The sequence below is a fragment of the Candidatus Babeliaceae bacterium genome (assembly GCA_041660765.1).
GTDB lineage: Bacteria > Babelota > Babeliae > Babelales > Babelaceae > JBAZVR01.
In genome coordinates, this window is the sequence record JBAZVR010000001.1 from 581,130 (window position 1) to 598,814 (window position 17,685).

The 17,685-nt window shown below is 36.5% G+C and carries 33 protein-coding genes; 2 read left to right on the plus strand and 31 right to left on the minus strand.

Annotation, left to right across the window (positions count from 1 at the left end; all coding sequences use genetic code 11):
• Window positions 1-59 precede the first annotated feature (59 nt).
• Together WC707_03205 and WC707_03210 are read left to right on the plus strand one after the other, a co-directional pair.
• Window positions 60-1,559, plus strand: coding sequence for a hypothetical protein (locus WC707_03205; GenBank protein MFA6066163.1), 1,500 nt, complete (start codon window positions 60-62; stop codon window positions 1,557-1,559).
• On the plus strand, window positions 1,543-2,154 hold the full coding sequence (locus WC707_03210) for a CYTH domain-containing protein (GenBank protein MFA6066164.1): 612 nt from the start codon (window positions 1,543-1,545) through the stop codon (window positions 2,152-2,154). The genes WC707_03205 and WC707_03210 overlap by 17 nt, the downstream gene beginning before the upstream one ends.
• Here WC707_03210 and WC707_03215 read toward each other — a convergent pair.
• The 31 genes from WC707_03215 to rpsS all read right to left on the minus strand — a co-directional run bounded on the left by WC707_03215 (window position 2,103) and on the right by rpsS (window position 17,671).
• A complete protein-coding gene (locus WC707_03215) occupies window positions 2,103-2,999 on the minus strand; it encodes a hypothetical protein (GenBank protein ID MFA6066165.1) in 897 nt (298 codons plus the stop codon). The genes WC707_03210 and WC707_03215 overlap by 52 nt on opposite strands.
• A 74-nt stretch (window positions 3,000-3,073) precedes the next feature.
• Window positions 3,074-3,271 (minus strand): hypothetical protein, encoded by a 198-nt coding sequence (locus WC707_03220; protein MFA6066166.1) that lies wholly within the window; start codon window positions 3,269-3,271, stop codon window positions 3,074-3,076.
• 7 nt (window positions 3,272-3,278) lie between these two features.
• Window positions 3,279-4,547, minus strand: a complete 1,269-nt coding sequence (locus WC707_03225) for a hypothetical protein (GenBank protein MFA6066167.1) — start codon at window positions 4,545-4,547, stop codon at window positions 3,279-3,281.
• Window positions 4,495-4,803: a hypothetical protein gene (locus WC707_03230; GenBank protein ID MFA6066168.1), complete on the minus strand. Its 309-nt coding sequence runs from the start codon at window positions 4,801-4,803 to the stop codon at window positions 4,495-4,497. The genes WC707_03225 and WC707_03230 overlap by 53 nt, the downstream gene beginning before the upstream one ends.
• A 146-nt stretch (window positions 4,804-4,949) precedes the next feature.
• Complete coding sequence (locus tag WC707_03235) at window positions 4,950-5,399, minus strand: hypothetical protein (protein ID MFA6066169.1); 450 nt, start codon at window positions 5,397-5,399, stop codon at window positions 4,950-4,952.
• 73 nt (window positions 5,400-5,472) lie between these two features.
• Window positions 5,473-5,706 carry a NifU family protein gene (locus WC707_03240; GenBank protein ID MFA6066170.1) on the minus strand — a complete coding sequence of 78 codons (234 nt, stop codon included), beginning with the start codon at window positions 5,704-5,706 and terminating at the stop codon, window positions 5,473-5,475.
• Between the two features lie 7 nt (window positions 5,707-5,713).
• Entirely contained in the window at window positions 5,714-6,073 is a 360-nt protein-coding gene (gene rplQ, locus WC707_03245; GenBank protein MFA6066171.1) for a 50S ribosomal protein L17, read from the minus strand.
• Window positions 6,054-7,115, minus strand: coding sequence for a DNA-directed RNA polymerase subunit alpha (locus WC707_03250; GenBank protein MFA6066172.1), 1,062 nt, complete (start codon window positions 7,113-7,115; stop codon window positions 6,054-6,056). The genes rplQ and WC707_03250 overlap by 20 nt, the downstream gene beginning before the upstream one ends.
• Before the next feature lie 52 nt (window positions 7,116-7,167).
• The gene (rpsD, locus tag WC707_03255; GenBank protein ID MFA6066173.1) at window positions 7,168-7,728 is read right to left on the minus strand and encodes a 30S ribosomal protein S4; all 561 of its coding nucleotides are present in this window, start codon (window positions 7,726-7,728) and stop codon (window positions 7,168-7,170) included.
• Between the two features lie 41 nt (window positions 7,729-7,769).
• Window positions 7,770-8,153: a 30S ribosomal protein S11 gene (gene rpsK / locus WC707_03260; GenBank protein MFA6066174.1), complete on the minus strand. Its 384-nt coding sequence runs from the start codon at window positions 8,151-8,153 to the stop codon at window positions 7,770-7,772.
• A 13-nt stretch (window positions 8,154-8,166) separates the two neighbouring features.
• Window positions 8,167-8,556 carry a 30S ribosomal protein S13 gene (rpsM, locus tag WC707_03265; GenBank protein ID MFA6066175.1) on the minus strand — a complete coding sequence of 130 codons (390 nt, stop codon included), beginning with the start codon at window positions 8,554-8,556 and terminating at the stop codon, window positions 8,167-8,169.
• 11 nt (window positions 8,557-8,567) lie between these two features.
• The gene (gene rpmJ, locus WC707_03270; GenBank protein ID MFA6066176.1) at window positions 8,568-8,684 is read right to left on the minus strand and encodes a 50S ribosomal protein L36; all 117 of its coding nucleotides are present in this window, start codon (window positions 8,682-8,684) and stop codon (window positions 8,568-8,570) included.
• Between the two features lie 24 nt (window positions 8,685-8,708).
• Window positions 8,709-8,948, minus strand: a complete 240-nt coding sequence (infA, locus tag WC707_03275) for a translation initiation factor IF-1 (GenBank protein ID MFA6066177.1) — start codon at window positions 8,946-8,948, stop codon at window positions 8,709-8,711.
• Window positions 8,949-8,961: 13 nt separating this feature from the next.
• On the minus strand, window positions 8,962-9,708 hold the full coding sequence (gene map, locus WC707_03280; GenBank protein ID MFA6066178.1) for a type I methionyl aminopeptidase: 747 nt from the start codon (window positions 9,706-9,708) through the stop codon (window positions 8,962-8,964).
• The gene (locus WC707_03285; protein MFA6066179.1) at window positions 9,705-10,364 is read right to left on the minus strand and encodes a nucleoside monophosphate kinase; all 660 of its coding nucleotides are present in this window, start codon (window positions 10,362-10,364) and stop codon (window positions 9,705-9,707) included. The genes map and WC707_03285 overlap by 4 nt, the downstream gene beginning before the upstream one ends.
• Window positions 10,365-10,366: 2 nt before the next feature.
• Window positions 10,367-11,680 (minus strand): preprotein translocase subunit SecY, encoded by a 1,314-nt coding sequence (gene secY, locus WC707_03290; protein MFA6066180.1) that lies wholly within the window; start codon window positions 11,678-11,680, stop codon window positions 10,367-10,369.
• 4 nt (window positions 11,681-11,684) lie between these two features.
• Window positions 11,685-12,131 carry a 50S ribosomal protein L15 gene (gene rplO, locus WC707_03295; GenBank protein MFA6066181.1) on the minus strand — a complete coding sequence of 149 codons (447 nt, stop codon included), beginning with the start codon at window positions 12,129-12,131 and terminating at the stop codon, window positions 11,685-11,687.
• Window positions 12,118-12,645, minus strand: coding sequence for a 30S ribosomal protein S5 (rpsE, locus tag WC707_03300; protein MFA6066182.1), 528 nt, complete (start codon window positions 12,643-12,645; stop codon window positions 12,118-12,120). The genes rplO and rpsE overlap by 14 nt, the downstream gene beginning before the upstream one ends.
• A 12-nt stretch (window positions 12,646-12,657) precedes the next feature.
• Complete coding sequence (gene rplR, locus WC707_03305) at window positions 12,658-13,014, minus strand: 50S ribosomal protein L18 (GenBank protein MFA6066183.1); 357 nt, start codon at window positions 13,012-13,014, stop codon at window positions 12,658-12,660.
• 17 nt (window positions 13,015-13,031) lie between these two features.
• Window positions 13,032-13,571, minus strand: a complete 540-nt coding sequence (gene rplF, locus WC707_03310) for a 50S ribosomal protein L6 (protein MFA6066184.1) — start codon at window positions 13,569-13,571, stop codon at window positions 13,032-13,034.
• An 11-nt stretch (window positions 13,572-13,582) separates the two neighbouring features.
• Window positions 13,583-13,978: a 30S ribosomal protein S8 gene (gene rpsH / locus WC707_03315; protein ID MFA6066185.1), complete on the minus strand. Its 396-nt coding sequence runs from the start codon at window positions 13,976-13,978 to the stop codon at window positions 13,583-13,585.
• A gap of 16 nt (window positions 13,979-13,994) precedes the next feature.
• On the minus strand, window positions 13,995-14,180 hold the full coding sequence (locus tag WC707_03320; GenBank protein ID MFA6066186.1) for a type Z 30S ribosomal protein S14: 186 nt from the start codon (window positions 14,178-14,180) through the stop codon (window positions 13,995-13,997).
• Between the two features lie 8 nt (window positions 14,181-14,188).
• A complete protein-coding gene (gene rplE / locus WC707_03325) occupies window positions 14,189-14,764 on the minus strand; it encodes a 50S ribosomal protein L5 (protein ID MFA6066187.1) in 576 nt (191 codons plus the stop codon).
• An 18-nt stretch (window positions 14,765-14,782) separates the two neighbouring features.
• The gene (gene rplX, locus WC707_03330) at window positions 14,783-15,004 is read right to left on the minus strand and encodes a 50S ribosomal protein L24 (GenBank protein ID MFA6066188.1); all 222 of its coding nucleotides are present in this window, start codon (window positions 15,002-15,004) and stop codon (window positions 14,783-14,785) included.
• A gap of 12 nt (window positions 15,005-15,016) precedes the next feature.
• Entirely contained in the window at window positions 15,017-15,394 is a 378-nt protein-coding gene (rplN, locus tag WC707_03335) for a 50S ribosomal protein L14 (protein MFA6066189.1), read from the minus strand.
• Window positions 15,395-15,401: 7 nt separating this feature from the next.
• Entirely contained in the window at window positions 15,402-15,656 is a 255-nt protein-coding gene (rpsQ, locus tag WC707_03340) for a 30S ribosomal protein S17 (GenBank protein MFA6066190.1), read from the minus strand.
• Complete coding sequence (gene rpmC / locus WC707_03345; protein ID MFA6066191.1) at window positions 15,649-15,852, minus strand: 50S ribosomal protein L29; 204 nt, start codon at window positions 15,850-15,852, stop codon at window positions 15,649-15,651. Before rpmC ends, rpsQ begins: the two co-directional genes overlap by 8 nt.
• A complete protein-coding gene (gene rplP, locus WC707_03350) occupies window positions 15,845-16,285 on the minus strand; it encodes a 50S ribosomal protein L16 (protein MFA6066192.1) in 441 nt (146 codons plus the stop codon). Before rplP ends, rpmC begins: the two co-directional genes overlap by 8 nt.
• 9 nt (window positions 16,286-16,294) lie before the next feature.
• Window positions 16,295-16,933 (minus strand): 30S ribosomal protein S3, encoded by a 639-nt coding sequence (gene rpsC / locus WC707_03355; GenBank protein ID MFA6066193.1) that lies wholly within the window; start codon window positions 16,931-16,933, stop codon window positions 16,295-16,297.
• Between the two features lies 1 nt (window position 16,934).
• Entirely contained in the window at window positions 16,935-17,330 is a 396-nt protein-coding gene (gene rplV, locus WC707_03360; GenBank protein ID MFA6066194.1) for a 50S ribosomal protein L22, read from the minus strand.
• Between the two features lie 53 nt (window positions 17,331-17,383).
• The gene (gene rpsS, locus WC707_03365) at window positions 17,384-17,671 is read right to left on the minus strand and encodes a 30S ribosomal protein S19 (GenBank protein ID MFA6066195.1); all 288 of its coding nucleotides are present in this window, start codon (window positions 17,669-17,671) and stop codon (window positions 17,384-17,386) included.
• Between the last annotated feature and the right edge of the window lie 14 nt (window positions 17,672-17,685).

A 17,685-nucleotide genomic window follows, 5' to 3' on the forward strand; every position in this document is an offset into this window, starting at 1 on the left:
CAATGTATTCCTGTTAGAATAGCAAAAAAAATAAAACAAATAACAAAGACAGGATTGCTATGTGTAAAAATACTCTACATATGTATTTAATTTCAGTTTTATATTCGTCATCTTTCTACGCATTATATTCGATGGAAGAAAAAAAATATTTTAATAATGCCGTCGAATCAGCCCTCCAGATAAGTACAATTACTCACGATATAGATGATAAAATAAAAAATATTACCAAGCTTAAAAACATTAATGATAATATTAAGCTTGATGAATTTAATCATATTTACACATTAGAACTTAAATCGAAAGTTGCCGATATCATCAGCGCGCAAACTGGATTTATTATTAATGATTCTTCAGACGCTTTTCTCATGCATCAACTGTCGCATTGTCTCATAACGTCGCAAAATAAAGTTACCGCACTTACTCAATGGCAAAAAATTAAAGGTACGCATAAGAATTATCACAATACTATACATGCCATTTTAGCATTGCCACATGAGTACATACACAACATGTACAACCACACACAAGATTTTTGTAAAGGTTCAGAAATAAGCATCATCAATGATGTAATTTCTAGAATATACAGTAATTATGGACATACATGGAATGATGATTACGAAATAAAGCAAACGGCTCATCCATCAAGATCTTTACATGCATTGCGAACCAAAGGATTACGGATCACACTAGATACAAGTAAAATACCGGCAATAAAAAAAATAGCCCAAATCAATCCTTTTTGCCCCATCTTGGAACAAATAAAAAATGAAAGATGTATAACAATCAATGGCTTTAAAAATTCAAAAGCATCTTTACCCATTCATGATAGCTTTGACCATTTTTGGACCTATGATTTATTAGAAAAAAATGGAATTTTAAAAAAATATGCCGATTTTTTACAAAAAGTGGGCAATCCGCACACTACCGATATGTTTAGCAGAGAAGGTGAATTAATCGCGTCTGCTGCTTATGAATATAGATTTTCTTATTTGGCGCAATCATATCATTCTATTATTAATTATGATCAATTAATTGAATTATTTAAAAATAATAACAATTTAACAAATAATCAAAAAGAAGCGTACGCTACGCTCATGTATAACAAAAATAATGAAAATTTTACTCAATATTTATCAAAAGTTATCAGTGGAATACACATTGAACTCATGGAACAACGCAGAAAACATGGCTTTATAAAAATATTAGATAAAAATTTTAAGCCGATTGATATTTTGCAAACACTCGATCTTGAATATATATCACTCATAATAGATATACATAAAGCGCTCAATAATGAAAAAAATAACGCATTTTATGCTTTATATAGTATAATGCTTATTTTTGAAGAATATCTGCATCAAGTAACTCATGCTGCAGCGGATAAAGACTTGATAATAACGCTCAAAGACATAGAAAAATATGATATTAAAAAAAGTAGCTTATCGCGTGAAAAAATATCATGGTTAAAAGAAAATATTGGATCACTTGCAACGAGAAAAACGATGTGCAACCAAAAATTTCACAATGAAAGAACACTGGCACATGAACATAGAATATGAACTACGTTACTACGCTATAAATAAACAAGAGATCATTAAACGATTACAAGAAATTTCGGCAGAATTGTATGAAACTGAATTTCTTATGAAAAGAAAAGTATACCATCTAGCTCCAGGCAAATGGCTACGGGTACGTGAAGAGCATGATGCGATAACAATCACCTTAAAACAAATAACTGATTCTGCCGCCATTGATGGAACGCAAGAAATAGAAATTGATATACACGACAAAGCACATACAGATATTAAGCAAGTCTTTTATCTGTTCGATAATATGGGTTTTGCATCATCGTGTTATCAAGAAAATTATAGAGAAACCTGGAAGCTGGACAGAGTCAAAGTAACCATAGATAGATGGCCGGGACTCGATACGCTAGTAGAAATAGAAGGCCCCAACGCAGAAAGCGTCCATGATGTGTCAGTTGCTTTGCAATTAGAAGAAAAAAGCACCTGTAATACTACAGATGGTGCCATAAAAAATAATTTTAAAGGCAGCATTGCAGATATATATCAACACGTCTATAACATATCGCTAGAACAATTTCATGAGATTAAGCATGTATCCTTCGACGCAGTAGACAAGCTTTTTTTGTAGCCGTTCCATAACAGCGTATGAAAACTATTATGCCCTGCATCATGCCCCAATGTAACGGTAGTAACTCCTGTATTCGCCTTACGCAACCGCTCAATAAATAAAGCGTCGTCACGATTACTCAAAATCTCATCGGGCACTTGAAAATGAAGAAAAATAGTAAGATGCATATCTTGTAAATCTTTCAGCACATCGATAGGGCGCATATTATTAAGAACATATCGCTCAGCAATAATAGAAAAATCTCGTGAAACGCCACGCAGTGCCATAACCTCTTCCCAAGATTTTAATGGGCAATCAAGAATAACATGCCCTGCTTCCACCGCTGTTAATATTTTTTTCTTAATTTCAGTAACAATGCCAATATTCTGTAACTCTTGATTATACTTTGTCCCATATAATATACTCAACAAATTAATAATCGCTCCACCGCCAGCAGAAAAGCCATACAGATTAACGGATGGTACCTGCGCATCAATAACGCATAATTTAAGTATATATAGGAGTGGGAGAATTTCTTGTATACTGCCAAACGTACTCTTTTTGGGATCATACGGCCGAGCATGTAGATTGTAATCAGGAAAGTTAAAACTCATAATATGATCAGACAGTACATGATATGAATTAATAGAACGCCCTATTTGATTACTGGCGCCGTACCCATGACAACAAATCGTCACCCCTGCTGTGTCTTTTTTACTTGGAATCAGCATAACGCCTAAGTCATAAGAAAAGATTTTTTCTCTTTTAGCCTGCTGCACAACCTTTTCCAAAACGTCTCTACGCACCTGCCCACTATTCGCCATCACCAAAAACACCCCAACAATACTACATTTTTTTATATTCATACTTTTCTCTTGCAATACGTACAAAAATAATAGCGCCGAAGTATTATTATAAATTTTTTTTGATAACAAACGCACTACTTTTCATTCACAATTTGGTTAATACAATTAAGCCAGTCATTCCAAGCGGCTGGATCAGCCGTCCTGTTATCCTGTAATAACTGCAAGTCGCCAAGTAATGCCCCTATATCATCCGACAAAGTTTTTTCATAATAATTTTCCAAAAATTTTCTCATAACATTAAAAGCTTGCAACTTTGTTAATTCACAATCCATAATTTTCCTACAAACTACTGAGACCAGTTATATTATTAAACACTCGCGGACTATCATTCAATCCACCATTTCTAATTAAATTACTTCTTACTGATGACCATACCTGTTTACCATCAGGCAAAGTTTTTGCAAACCATTCATTTCCATACTTGTCAATGCCAAGTAAATTTTTTGCATCAGATGTTATACTAATTAATAATTTTCTATTTTCATATGTATCTGCCAAATGACCGGAAGCATTTCTAAAAATATGTTTCGCGTTTTTTTCAAAAATTGTAGGCGCTGACAATGATTCTGATAAAAGTTTGGACACTTCTTTGCCAACACTTGTGCCGATAGCTTTGGATTTCTGAAAAAATTCTACATCTTTTTGGGCACATGTTATCACTTCTTTTATCAGCTGGGGGTCTTTGCCAATGCTGTTTAACGTAATATCAACAATTTCTCGGGCGAGAGCTGCTTCTGGATTTTTAAAAATATTGCCTAATAACGTAGCCTCGATGGCAATCGGCTTTGCTACCGCTTGCAAAAGCAAGCCCGAAAGCTTACTCGATGTATAACATTCTGAAAAAAATCTAAAAATCGATTTAACTTTTTGATGACGGGGTGTTTCTCTGTTCCACTGCGCAAAGGCATCGCACCCCTGGCATGCCAGCGTGCTGATATATGCTTCTAATTTTTTAAGTGCTACATCATCATGTTTTCTTAACAAGCGATACTCTATGGCAAGCCGAGCAACCGCCACAACAGCTGTATTAAATGCATCATGTATTTTATCAAGTGTTTCTTCAGGATACGTTGCCGCATCCAGCGCGGCTTTGCCTACAACACCCAGTGCTAAAAAATTGTCTTTTATACCATTAATAGCACCTTCACAAAGACCCTCTCCTGCAACAAGCACATACTTGGCAACGGTTCTTGCATAGTCAGTCACCGCATCACATGCCATTTTTGCAAAAACTGCCTGAGCAATATTATGCTTTTTATTATGATCGCGACCAATACTATTTAATGCAACGGCATAATGCAATACCCGCGTGATAGGTTCATGTGCCTGCGGCACCGTGCCAATTTTATATAACGAATACATCAAATGCGCATGCATATATTGCTGAATGTAATCGCCCGTGCACTGCGCAATATCAGCAGCTACCAGATCAACGCCTAATTTTTTTAAGTTATTATGCGTGTCAACATGCAACTCATACCTATTATCATAGAACCTACCGCCATCTGCATGCGTTTGCGCAAGCGCACGGCTCAATCTCAGTGTCATTAAAATCGCCACTCACAGAACATGCTTGTGGCTGAAAAGTAGTATTATGAGCCGCGTTGCACACGCCATAACACTGTTCATTATTCAGCCATACATTGCTGTTGTGGCTATGCATAACCATCTGACTATGCGCCTGCCACTGTAGATATCTATCGTAAGAATTATTATGATGAGGGCCGGCATCAAACGATGCACCCGAAAGATTTGTGATACTAATAACTGCTAATAACCACAAATATACAAATAAAGACTTCAATAAAACACCCTCATACAAAAGAGCTTTACAATTATGTCTCCATTCTAACTATTTTATTTTAATAAAGTAAAATACCCTCAATAACAATTAAAGCCTGATGTGATATAATTCAGCATTCAGGCTTTAACATAACTATAAATATTTGCTTATTTGTATTCGAGTGTTTTAATTAATTCAATTTTATCAGGAATACGGGACTTAGATTCTTCAAAACCAAGATCTTTATATATCTCAATGAGATCATTTTCATCAGATGGCAATCTACGAATTATGCGAATCACGTCTAAATTTTGAGTTTTTTCTAATAATTGCATAATTAATTCTTTTTCAGATGCGTTACTATCAAAGTCAGATTTTACCAAAACAAGCACAATATTAAGAGTGTCATCCTGGATGGTGTACATAGCCCAGGCTGCCTGGCGGCCATTTTTAACCAAAAACTCGTTCTGAGTTATACCAGTTTGATTTTTAATAAGCGCTATCACCGCTTTTTCTGCCCTGCGCATCATATCATTTTGTGCTTGAACACCGCACATCACTGATAGCAAACCCGATAAAACCAACGTGAGAAATAATTTTTCTCTATATATCTTCACGAATCTCCTATTTACACATATAAAAAAAGCCTGATATAATCAGGCTTTTAATATAACTATAAAATTCTTATTGTTAATTATCTGCGACGACTTCTTTCACTTCAGGGACTTCTGAAATGAGGCGTTCTTGAATGCCCAATTTCAGCGTATAAAATGACATCGCACAATGAGTACATGCGCCATGCAATTTGAGATGTACAATTCCATCAACGAAAGATACAAATGTTATATCTCCGCCATCTTTAAGAATGTATGGGCGCATGTCATTAAGAACTTGTTCTATTTTTACAACTATTTCAGTATTCATACAAATACTACAGCACCCATTCTAATTTAGCCATGGTAGCTGTATCACTCATACGTTTTCCCAATGGTATAATGCGTGTATAGCCACCTGGACGTTGCACATAACGTGGAGCAATTTCAGTAAACAATTTTACCAAAACTTCTTCTTTGTACGGCAATAAAGCTTTTGCTCTACGACGTGCGTTAAAAGTATTACCTTCACGCGCAAGAGTAACAAGCTTTTCAGCAAAGCGTCGTACTTCTTTAATACGAGCCTTTGTTGACGTCAATGTACCATGCGTAATTAAAATCATAGCCTGATTACGCATCAATGAACGCTTATGGGCAGGATTTAGATTTAATTTTTTTCTACCGTTTTGATGATTCATGTTCTGTTCTTTCGTGTAATTTTTTCAAATCAGCTTCCTTAATGTTCATACCTAAGGAAAGACCGAATGCCTTCATGCCCTCTATGACTTCATCAAAAGATTTTGACCCAAAATTTTTAATGTTCAAAAGCTTGTCTTCGCTGAGGTTAACAAGATCAATAATGCGCTTAATACCAGCATTTATAAGACAATTATGTGCTCTTACAGAAAATTCTAAAACATCTATTGGTTTTAGCAAAATATCAACAGCAACACCTTTTAAGCCTAACTCATGATCTTCATCAAGCGCCTCATTTTTCTCTTCTACAGGCACTGCTGAAATTTCATTAAAAGGAATTTCTGGATTAATTAAAAAATGCTCTAATTGCGTACGCATAACAGAAACGGCATAATGCAACACTTCGGTTGGGGTTTCTGTTCCATCGGTATGAATCGATAAAATTAATTTATCATAATCGATTTCTTTACCGACACGAGTTTTTTCAACATCGTACGTAACTTTTCTCACAGGAGAAAACATCGCATCAAGATATATTTTCCCATCTTCTTGTAGAGCTTGACCAAGAGGCCATTGAGCAGGCTGATACCCTCTTCCATTATCAACAAAAAATTCGATATGAAGGGACCCACCTTGAGCAATATGAGCAATAATAAGATCCTTATTAATAAGCTCGAGATGCTCATCACACTCAATATCTGCAACCGTAGCCACATCTTTATGCGTGATATTCAAAACCATCTTACCAGACTTACCGGTCTTATTTCTTACAACAATTTCTTTAATATTGAGAAGAACCTGCATAGTATCTTCTACAATGCCCGGCAACGCGGAAAATTCATTATTAATACCCTTAATAATGACTGCAGTAACTGCTGATCCTTCAACACCCCCCAAAAGCAATCGGCGTAACGCATTGCCAAATGTAATCCCAAACCCGGGCTCCAATGGCTGCGCCGTAAGCTCACCAAACGTGCGCGTAAGCGTTTCTTTATTCCAACTGAGTCGTGGTATTGTTAAGGAGCGATACTCTTTTCTATGCATAAAATCTCCTGAAACCTTAATTCTTAGATAACCGTATCACCATTAACTAAACTTATTTAGAATACAACTCTACAATGAGATAATCATCGATGGCAGTTTGAATGTCATTTTTAACAGGATAGCGAAGAACTCGTCCCTTGCGTCCCTTTTTATCCAACTCTAACCACTCAGGAACCTTAATCCCTGTATTAAGTCGCTTGTCTACAACCTGCTCCAATAAACCAACTTTGTTATGAACTAATGGAGCCAAACCTATTTCATCATTAATAGATGTAAGGAATGAAGGAGAATAAACTCTAATTCCATTGACATAAATATGTCCGTGTACAACAATTTGACGAGCCTGTGCACGCGTTGCAGAAAGCTTTAAACGAAATACAACGTTATCAAGTCTACGTTCTAACAAACTTAATAATGTATCCCCAGTTGCCTCTTGGCTTCTGGTCGCCTGTGCAAAAAAACGTCTAAATTGTCGCTCACGCATACCATACATATGCTTAACTTTTTGTTTTTCTTCTAATTGACGACCATACTCAGTAAGTTTACGAGCACGCTTTGTTGAACGTTCTTTTTTCTCAGAGCGATCAGTCATACCAGTTGTTTTCTTTTCCATTATTATTTATTTCTCTCTATAAAAAGATTCCGATTTATAACCTAAACTCTTCGCTTCTTTGCAGGACGACAACCATTATGAGGCAATGGAGTTACGTCTCTTAACACAGAAACTTCAAATCCTGAAGATTGTAATGCTCGAACAAGAGAATCTCTTCCCGATCCCGGACCATTCAAATTAACTTCAAGACTTTTTATACCAAGCGCCGACATATCTTTTGCAAGCGATGTGCCAATCTGAGAAGCCGCAAATGGCGTCCCTTTACGAGCACCCTTAAATCCAAGTCTACCCGCACTACCTCTCAATACAACATCGCCCTCAAGCGTTGTTATAGAAACTATTGTATTGTTAAAACTTGACTTAACATGCACAACAGCCGACTCAATATTGCGCTTGCTTTTTTTAGATTTTTTCTTATAAGACATAGGTCCTCATGTATTATTTCTTAGTTACTTTACGCTTTAATGCTACAGCAGATCCAGCCTTACGAGGCCCTTTTCTTGTTCTAGCATTTGTCTTAGTTCTTTGGCCTCTAGTAGGCAAAGATTTTTTATGCCTAAGCCCTCGATACGAACCAATATCCTGCAATCGCTTGATATTCAGTTTAATCTCCTTACGAAGATCACCTTCTGTTATATAATGGCTACTTACTTCTTTTTGTATTGCAGCAACTTCACTATCAACAAGGTTTTTAACACGCGTATCAAAATTAATGTTTAATTTAGTCAAAATCTTACGAGAATTTACAAGCCCCAAACCAAAAACGTAAGGAAGCGCGTATTCAATTCTTTTTTCACGAGGAAGATTGACACCTTCAATTCTAGCCATAATAACCCTTATTATCCTTGACGTTGTTTATGCCGTGGATTCACTTTACAAATAACGCGCACAACGCCTTCACGATTTATAATACGACAATCCCGACAAATTTTTTTTACCGATGTTCTAACTTTCATTGATTAATTACCTCATAAAACTATTTAAGATCGTTCATTTTTATATCGTAAAACTATTCTGCCCCTAGTTAAATCGTAAGGAGATAGTTCTAACGCAACTTTATCACCGGGCAAAATACGAATATAATTCATACGCATTTTTCCGGAAACATGCCCCAAAATAATGTGGCCGCCTTCTATTTCAACTCGAAACATGGCATTCGGTAATGTTTCCTTAACGATTCCGTCAACACGAATTACATCATCTTTTTGTTTATTTTTCATGAAATTCTCATACTCATAATCTTGTAATCACGGACGGCCCATGCTCTGTAATCAATACAGTATCCTCAACATGCGCAGCAAAACTTTTATCAACAGTCTTTACCGTCCATCCATCATCCATAACAAAAACTTCATAGTTACCCAAAGTAATCATTGGCTCAAGCGCAAAGGCCATTCCATTTTGTATCAGTGGCCCCTTGCCAGGAGCACCATAATTTAAAATCTCTGGATCCTCATGCATTTTTTTACCAATTCCATGACCAGCAAAGTCTCGCACGACACCAAAGCCATACTGCTCAACGGTTAGCTGTATGGCTGCTGAAATATCAGATAAATGATTAGTTGAAATTGATTTTGCAATTCCATGATCCAAAGAAGACATAGCAACATCAATAAGCTTCTTAACATGCTCGTCATTGCCAAAATAAAAACAACGAGCCATATCAGCGCAATAACCATTCCATGATGCACAAACATCTACCTTGACCAAATCATCAGGCTGAATATATCTCGCTTCATGCGGAATTCCATGTACAACCTCATCATTAATAGATATGCAGCTAACATATTTATATCCCATATATCCTCGCATTGCCGACATTAAATTTTTATTTTTTAATTGTCGACCAATCCAAAGGTCAATCGAAAATGTTGTCATCCCAGGTTTAATGTATGACTGCAAGTCAAAAAAAACTTCGGCAAGAAGCCTTCCAGCCTCTATCATATTTTTTTGCGCATATTTATTTTTGATGCTAATCATAAATTATTACAACCTATTAATTCCTGAAACTGCCCGAATACTTCATCCAAGGGCTGCTCAACGAGAAGCTCTTTTATAAACTTACCATTACTAGAATAATAATTGATAAGCTCATGAGAATGCTTATGATATGCCACCAATCGTTGCTCAACCGTTACATGAGTATCATCAATACGACGAATCAAAATCGACGAACAATCATCACATGCATCGCCCGTCGAATAAACCCTTTGGCATTCACTATTTTGACATATCAGGCGATTCATCAATCTATTAATGACAGTTTTGTCCGCCAATATCATATTAATAACTCTTACAAAAAACGACCCTGAACTCGCATTCTCAAGTAATTCATCAAGCGCCTTGGCTTGGACAACCGTCCTTGGAAATCCATCCAAAATACAAGAATTAGCATGATTTTGCTTATCCAAGAGCCATTCTTTTACCATTTCAATCATTAAGGTATCTGGAATTAATTTACCAGATTTTATAAAAAAATCTATTTCTTTACCTATTTCTGTTTGCATAACAATATGATATCGGCATAAATTTCCCGTTGAAAGCTGTTTCCAACCCAATCGCTTAGTGCACAATTGAGCCAACGATCCTTTTCCAGCTCCAGGCGGTCCCATGAAAATATAGATATCTCGATTCATAATTATCGCACAGCCCCTTTTATGCGCTTACCTGATGCTAGAAATCCTTCATATTTATTATCAAAAAGATATGACTCTATTTGTGCCGATGTTTCTAATGCAACACCAACTACGATTAATAATGAAGTTCCACCCAAATAAAAAGGCATCGAAACAAGAGCCATAAGAATATTTGGCAATAATGCCAATGTACCTAAATAGATCGCTCCAACAAGCCCTATTCTCGTTAAAATATAATCAAGAAAATCTGCCGTTTGCTTGCCTGGCCTTATGCCTGGGATAAAACCGCCATTTTTCTTCATACTATCTGCGAGCTCAACTGGATTAAAAACAAGCGCAGTATAAAAAAAAGTGAAGAAAACAATTAAACCAAAAGTAAACACGTTGTATAAAAAACCATTAACTTTAAGCACATCCGTTATAACTTTAAGTATTTCAAATTTCTGAGAAAGCATTGTAATGGGAAAAACAAATACATTTAAAACAGATGAAGCAAAAATAACCGGCATAACACCCGCGGTATTAATTTTAAAGGGTATATAAGTACTTTGACCACCATATACTCGTTGTCCAATTATTCTACGAGCATATTGCACCGGAATCTTACGATCGCCCTTTTCTAAAAATACAATACAAGCTGTTAAAACAATAAAAAATATTGCTATACCAAGAGCAATAAAAATATTCATATTACCAATCTGTACCGCATGAATAGTTCTAACAACATATTCAGGAAATCTAGCTACAATACCGGCAAATATTATCATAGAACTGCCATTACCAAGCCCCATCAATGAAATTTGCTCTCCAAGCCACATAACAAACAAAGCACCAACTGTTAAAGACATCACAAATAATGCCTTAAATGCAAGCCCAGGAGAAATAACAAGATTAACACTTTCTAAATATGTAGCATAACCAAAGCTATAACCAATACTCAAAATAAATGCTAAGTATCTTGTATATTGATTAATAACTTTACGTCCGTATTCACCTTCTTTAGCTAATTGTTCTAAATATGGCACCGTCATGCTTAACATCTGCATCATAATAGAAGCAGTAATGTACGGACCAACACCTAAAGCAAAAAGCGTGCATTGTTGTAATGCACCCCCTGAAAATAAATCTAAATAACTTAAAAGTCCCCCAACTGCATCAAGGCGATTCATATGTTCGGCCAAAAGAGCAACATTTATACCAATTACTGGTATAAATGTACCTATTCGATAAACAATCAAAACACCCAGAGTGAATAAAAGTTTTTTAGTTAATTCCGGAATAAAAAAAATATTTTTAAAGTTTTTGAGCAAAACCACAACCTTACATCTCCTTAATTACGTGTATCTCTCCACCACAATTTTTAATAGCCTCTTCAGCACTTTTGCTCCACGCATGTGCATGAATAAACAATTTTTTACTCAAAGCGCCCCTACCCAAAACCTTGAGAGGTTGCTTATCGCTTTTTTTAATTATTCTCTTTTCTACTAATTTTTCAATCGAAACTTGATCACCATCATTAAATAATTTATTTAACAAATCAAGATTTACTATAGTAAATTCTTTTCTGAAGGCCGCATTATTAAAGCCATACTTTGGCAAACGACGAGTCAAAGGCATTTGACCGCCCTCATAAGCAACACCAACACTACCACCAGAACGAGATCCCTGTCCTTGATGGCCTCGACCAGAAGTTCCGCCGCGACTACCGCCTCGGCCTATACGTTTTCTTTTTTTCCCAGAAGAAACAAGATTATTAAGAGTTAACATGGTTGCCCTTGGTTATTTCTGTTACTGATTTTCCACGCAAATACGCCAACCGCTCAGCCGACCGACACTTGGACAATGCATTCAGTGTTGCCTTCACAAGATTTTGACCACAGCGAGACGGTCCTATTGATTTTGCCAATACATCTTTAACGCCAATAGCATTCATTACAGCTCGGACAGCACCACCAGCGATAAGCCCTGTTCCTTTATATGCCGAACGAATAATAACATTGGTAGCGCCATGACGACCTTGAACATCAAATGGTACCGTTGTCCCTCTTATTGTTACTTGAATCATACTCTTACGAGCACGAGCAGTTGCCTTTGCAATCGCAGAAGACACTTCTCGACTTTTTCCTAAACCAATTCCAACTTTTCCTTGCTGATCACCGGACACGACAAAGGCTGAAAATTGAAATCTCTTTCCACCCTTGGTAACCTTTGTTACGCGATTTACGCTCACTACCGTATCAACAAAATCTTTTTCTGATCTTTCAGCCATTTTTTTAATCATCCCCAACAAAATTTAGATGGTAATTCCGCCTTCTTTAAGCCCTTCTGCGAGAGACTTAATGCGGCCATGATATAACTTATTTCCTCGGTCAAAAGCAACAACGTTAACGCCATTCTTTAAAGCACGTAGAGCCAGTTCAAGCCCAACTGCACGCGCCTTTGATGTCTTATCTTTTGCTGATAATACATTTTCTAATTCTAACGAAGAACAGCTAACTATTGTCTTATGAAGGTTATCATCTATAACCTGAGCATAAATATGATTAAGACTTCTGAATACACTTACTCTCGGCAAACGACCATCAAATCGATTGCGCACTCTGAGAACGCGTCGCTCAGCTCTTTTTTTAATTTTTCGTTGTACTGACATTGTTATATCTCTATCTTTTATGAAGCTTTAGCTTTTCCAGTCTTACGAATAATGACCTCGCCAACATATTGAATACCAGTTCCCTTATAAGGCTCAGGAGATCTCAATGCGCGAATTTTGCTACATACTAAACCCAAAATATTTTTATCATAAGACTTAAATGTCAACAACTGACCCGTCTTATCTATTTCAACAGCTACTTCTTCAGCTAATGGAAAATCAATTTTATGACTATACCCTAAGGAAAATTGCAATTGATTACCTTTTGCTATGGCCTTAAACCCTAAACCAATAATGCGAAGCTGTTTTTCAAAACCCACATCAGCTCCGATAATCGCATTTGCCAATAAAGCTCTATGCAATCCCCACACCTTATTGGTCTCGTTTGTCTTTCTTTGAGGAGTCAATACAATATTTTTTTCTATAAGACGCACCACCAAAATATCGGGAAGAATATGAACACCGGAGGATTTTTTACCCTTATAATGAACTTCTTGCCCCTTAATTTCTACTGCTACGTTACCTATATTAATAGGCTTTCTGCCAATCTTTGACATATATTACCTTTTTACCATACCGTGCAAATTACTTCGCCGCCCACACCTAGTTGGCGCGCCTGCCTGTGAGTAATAACACCTTTATTAGTTGTTAATATTGATATTCCAAGCCCACCAATTACAGGGTCCAAATTATTTATACCCTTATAAACACGGCGGCTCAATTTACTTACACGATCTATACAATGAAGCGCGCATTCGCCATCAACATATTTGAGCGTAATTTTTATATTTTTTTTGCTATTATCTACATTAATAATATCAATACTCTTAATAAACCCTTCATTATGAAGTATTTCAGCAATAGTATGCTTAATACGGGAATACGGAGCAATTACATGAGGCTTAGAGCTCATAATACCATTACGTAGTATAGTCAAAAAATTTCCAATTGCATCAATGGACATTATAACCCTTTATTCTTTACCAACTTGTTTTCTTAACGCCTGGCAATACACCATTAGACGCAAAATTTCTAAAGCAAAGTCTACACATTTGAAAAAGACGAATAAACGCACGCGGCCTACCGCACAATTTGCATCTATTTCTTTGTCGCACGGAAAACTTTGGCACTTTGAGCGATTTTTCTATTAAAGCTTTTCTAGCCATTATTTACCTCATTTACCCTTACGGAATGGCATTCCAAAGGTTTTTAATAATTCAAATCCATGTACATCATTAAGCGCAGTAGTATGAAACGTAATATTTAAACCATATGATTTTTCAGCAACACCCGTAGATTCTGCTTCTGGAAAAATATTCCATTCTTTAATACCAAGATTATAATTTCCTCGACCATCTAATTTTACAGGAGTGCCTTGGAAATCACGAACCTTAGGAAGCCCTAAATTAATGAGCTTATACAAAAATTCATACATTTTTTTACCACGCAATGTAACCATAGCGCCTATGTTCATCCCTTCGCGGATTTTAAAACCAGCTATAGATTTACGCGCTGCCGTCTTAACAGCCACCTGACCCGAGATATCAGTTAAAACTTTAATCACTTGAGCAAGAGCTTTACTGTCAGCAACAGCCTCTTTAACGCCAACATTTAAGACAATCTTAGAAAGCTTAGGTACTTCCATGATATTTGAAAGCTTAAGATGTTCTTTCAAAGCTGGCTTAAACTTTGATGTATACAAATTTTCTAGATAAGGCTTTGCCATACGCGCTTTATCAGTCTTGTTCATGCCTAATCCTAATTACAATTATGATACAAGCATTACATTGGATATATCAATGTAGCTTTCTTCTTTTTTAATTACCGAGGCTTCACCTTGCTTACGCGCCTTAACATGGCGAGTAGCAATTGCAACACCCTTAACCATTACTTTGCCTTTTTTAAGCAAAATATCAATAATGGTACCCTTTTTACCTTTATCTTTTCCTGTTAATACAACAACCATATCATTTTTTTTTACATGTGCCATAATTGTTGTCCTTTACAATACTTCGGGGGCTAAAGAAATAATCTTTGAATATCCAAGCGCACGCAACTCGCGGGCAATTGGACCAAACATACGAGACGCAACGGGAGTTTTATCGTCAACCGACTTAATAATAACCGCAGCGTTATCGCCGAACCTGACATAACTACCATCTTCACGACGATATTCTTTTCTTGTTCTAACAATAACAGCATCGACCTTATCACCCTTTTTAAACTGCCCACCAGGCGTCGCCTTCTTAACAGAACACTTTATGACATCGCCAATAACAGCATCTTTTTTACCTGTGCTACCATGAACGTGAAAACACATAAGATCTACTGCACCGGAATTATCAGCTGCTTTTAAATAGCTTTGTTTTTGTATAGCCATATAACACCTATTTAATAATCCTATCTAAATACATATATTTTGTCTTAGACACCGGACGACCTTCATATACCTCAACAATGTCACCAGTATGCGCTTGCTGATCATGGTCGTGAACTTTATATTTTTTGGTAACACGCATAACTTTTTTAAGCAATGGATGTATATATGTTCTTTCAACTTCAACAACAATCGTTTGTTTCATTTTATCAGAAACAACTTTTCCAACAAGTAAGCGTCGGGACTTAATACTATTTTCAGTCATTTTTTTGCCTCATATATGTCAATGCGCATGCAATTGTTTTTTTTAATTGCTTTTGGATTGAAGAAAAAGACTTAATGTGTCTTGTTGCAGAACCGATGCGAACATTAAGAAGCTCTTGACGCATCAAATTAATTCTAGCGGCAAGCTGCTCTACAGACATATTTTTTAATTCTTCTTTAACTTTTAACTTAATCATGCTTATCCAACACTTCGCTGCTTTCAACAGATCGCTTAACAACTCTTGTCTTCATAGGCAATTTATACGCCGCAGAACGCAAAACTTCCTTTGCAGTTATTTCATCAAGACCTGAAACTTCACATATAACGCGCTGACGCTTGACAACGGCAACCCATAGCTCAGGATTCCCTTTACCTTTACCCATTCGAGTTTCAGCAGGCTTTTTTGAAACAGGCTTGTCTGGAAATACGCGCAAAAAGAATTTGCCTACTTTTTTCAATTTACGAGAAACAGTTACACGCATCGCCTCAATTTGTTGAGCAGTCAACCAAACCGGCTCAAGCGCCTGTAAACCATAATCACCAAACGACACATCGCGGGCACCCTTAGAAAGGCCTGCCCTTGTGCCTCGCTGGACTTTGCGATATTTAACTTTTTTTGGCATTAACATAGTTATCTCTTAACGTTGTTCTAAGTTATAATCACCTTTGCAAATCCAAACCTTAACACCTATTATTCCATAGGTTGTCTTTGCTTGAGCAAAGCCATAGTCAATATTAGATCTTAAGGTATGCAAGGGAGTAGAACCAATTCTAATCCATTCATCACGAGCAATTTCAGCCCCATCAAGCCTTCCTGCAACGCGAATCTTCACGCCTTTTGCGCCAGCTCTTATTGCAGAATTTGCCGCTTTTTTCATCACTTTTTTAAAGCTTGATCTCTTTACTAGTTGATCGGCAATATTTTTAGCAACAATAGTGGCAGATAATTCTGGATTTTTTACTTCTTGAACAGAAACTTCGACATTTGCTCGTTTAATTAGCAAACCTAACTGCCTGCGCAAATAATCAATAGTCTTACCGCCCTTACCTATAACCGAACCAGGATTTGCTGTAAAAATAATAACCTTGATAGTATCACCAGTTTTTTCAATCTCGATACGATCAACATCAATACTTGATACATTGGCTTCGATATATTTTCTAATTTTCAAATCTTCAAAAAAAAGATCTGCGTAAGAATCGCGAGCAAACCACTTCGAATCCCAATCTCTATAAACGCCGATTCTAAACCCTATTGGGTTAACTTTTTGTCCCACATTAAGCCTCTTTACCTTGAGATTCAACAATAACACTGATATGACAAAGACGCTTACGTTGAATCATTGCGCGTCCTTGAGCTCCAGGTTTAAAATAACGATGAATTGGTCCCTGATCTATAAATATTGTCTTTATTATAAGCTCTTCAGGCTTAATATTATTTAAATGCTTAGCATTAGCTACAGCAGATTCAAGGACTTTTTTAATGGAGACAGCGCGTTTGGTTTTATACGTAGCAAGCCATCGCAATGCATATGCAGCGTTTTTGCCACGTATAACATCCGCAACCGGTCTCAACTTATATGGCGAATACCAAACATAAGAAGCATGCGCCTCAAAGTGCTTACTAGAAGCACCTTCAGAGACATGAAGCGTATCTGTTTTTTTGTGAACCATTTTTTTATAAAACCTCAATCAATTAGGTGTGTATTTAATATAGTGTACTAGAATTATTTCTCTCCGGCAACTCCGGATTTACGTTGACCACTATGCAATCTAAATGTTCTCGTTGGAGCAAATTCACCAAACTTGTGTCCAACCATATTTTCATTGACATACACAGATACATGTTTTCTTCCATCGTGAACAGCAAATGTTAAACCAACAAAATCAGGAATAATCATACTTCTTCGCGACCATGTTTTAATAACTTCTCTTCTGGAACCAGCTTTTGAATCAGCCGCCTTTTTCAGCAAGCATTCATCAACAAATGGTCCCTTTTTAGCGGATCGAGCCATAATTTATCAACTTT

Coding starts and splice junctions, on each gene's coding strand:
- WC707_03205 (MFA6066163.1), top strand. CDS start 60: ATGTGTAAAAATACTCTACATATGTATTTAATTTCAGTTTTATATTCG.
- WC707_03210 (MFA6066164.1), top strand. CDS start 1,543: ATGAACATAGAATATGAACTACGTTACTACGCTATAAATAAACAAGAG.
- WC707_03215 (MFA6066165.1), bottom strand. CDS start 2,999: ATGAATATAAAAAAATGTAGTATTGTTGGGGTGTTTTTGGTGATGGCG.
- WC707_03220 (MFA6066166.1), bottom strand. CDS start 3,271: ATGGATTGTGAATTAACAAAGTTGCAAGCTTTTAATGTTATGAGAAAA.
- WC707_03225 (MFA6066167.1), bottom strand. CDS start 4,547: ATGACACTGAGATTGAGCCGTGCGCTTGCGCAAACGCATGCAGATGGC.
- WC707_03240 (MFA6066170.1), bottom strand. CDS start 5,706: ATGAATACTGAAATAGTTGTAAAAATAGAACAAGTTCTTAATGACATG.
- rplQ (MFA6066171.1), bottom strand. CDS start 6,073: ATGAATCATCAAAACGGTAGAAAAAAATTAAATCTAAATCCTGCCCAT.
- WC707_03250 (MFA6066172.1), bottom strand. CDS start 7,115: ATGCATAGAAAAGAGTATCGCTCCTTAACAATACCACGACTCAGTTGG.
- rpsD (MFA6066173.1), bottom strand. CDS start 7,728: ATGGAAAAGAAAACAACTGGTATGACTGATCGCTCTGAGAAAAAAGAA.
- rpsK (MFA6066174.1), bottom strand. CDS start 8,153: ATGTCTTATAAGAAAAAATCTAAAAAAAGCAAGCGCAATATTGAGTCG.
- rpsM (MFA6066175.1), bottom strand. CDS start 8,556: ATGGCTAGAATTGAAGGTGTCAATCTTCCTCGTGAAAAAAGAATTGAA.
- rpmJ (MFA6066176.1), bottom strand. CDS start 8,684: ATGAAAGTTAGAACATCGGTAAAAAAAATTTGTCGGGATTGTCGTATT.
- infA (MFA6066177.1), bottom strand. CDS start 8,948: ATGAAAAATAAACAAAAAGATGATGTAATTCGTGTTGACGGAATCGTT.
- map (MFA6066178.1), bottom strand. CDS start 9,708: ATGATTAGCATCAAAAATAAATATGCGCAAAAAAATATGATAGAGGCT.
- WC707_03285 (MFA6066179.1), bottom strand. CDS start 10,364: ATGAATCGAGATATCTATATTTTCATGGGACCGCCTGGAGCTGGAAAA.
- rplO (MFA6066181.1), bottom strand. CDS start 12,131: ATGTTAACTCTTAATAATCTTGTTTCTTCTGGGAAAAAAAGAAAACGT.
- rpsE (MFA6066182.1), bottom strand. CDS start 12,645: ATGATTAAAAAAATGGCTGAAAGATCAGAAAAAGATTTTGTTGATACG.
- rplR (MFA6066183.1), bottom strand. CDS start 13,014: ATGTCAGTACAACGAAAAATTAAAAAAAGAGCTGAGCGACGCGTTCTC.
- rplF (MFA6066184.1), bottom strand. CDS start 13,571: ATGTCAAAGATTGGCAGAAAGCCTATTAATATAGGTAACGTAGCAGTA.
- rpsH (MFA6066185.1), bottom strand. CDS start 13,978: ATGTCCATTGATGCAATTGGAAATTTTTTGACTATACTACGTAATGGT.
- WC707_03320 (MFA6066186.1), bottom strand. CDS start 14,180: ATGGCTAGAAAAGCTTTAATAGAAAAATCGCTCAAAGTGCCAAAGTTT.
- rplE (MFA6066187.1), bottom strand. CDS start 14,764: ATGAACAAGACTGATAAAGCGCGTATGGCAAAGCCTTATCTAGAAAAT.
- rplX (MFA6066188.1), bottom strand. CDS start 15,004: ATGGCACATGTAAAAAAAAATGATATGGTTGTTGTATTAACAGGAAAA.
- rplN (MFA6066189.1), bottom strand. CDS start 15,394: ATGGCTATACAAAAACAAAGCTATTTAAAAGCAGCTGATAATTCCGGT.
- rpsQ (MFA6066190.1), bottom strand. CDS start 15,656: ATGACTGAAAATAGTATTAAGTCCCGACGCTTACTTGTTGGAAAAGTT.
- rpmC (MFA6066191.1), bottom strand. CDS start 15,852: ATGATTAAGTTAAAAGTTAAAGAAGAATTAAAAAATATGTCTGTAGAG.
- rplP (MFA6066192.1), bottom strand. CDS start 16,285: ATGTTAATGCCAAAAAAAGTTAAATATCGCAAAGTCCAGCGAGGCACA.
- rplV (MFA6066194.1), bottom strand. CDS start 17,330: ATGGTTCACAAAAAAACAGATACGCTTCATGTCTCTGAAGGTGCTTCT.
- rpsS (MFA6066195.1), bottom strand. CDS start 17,671: ATGGCTCGATCCGCTAAAAAGGGACCATTTGTTGATGAATGCTTGCTG.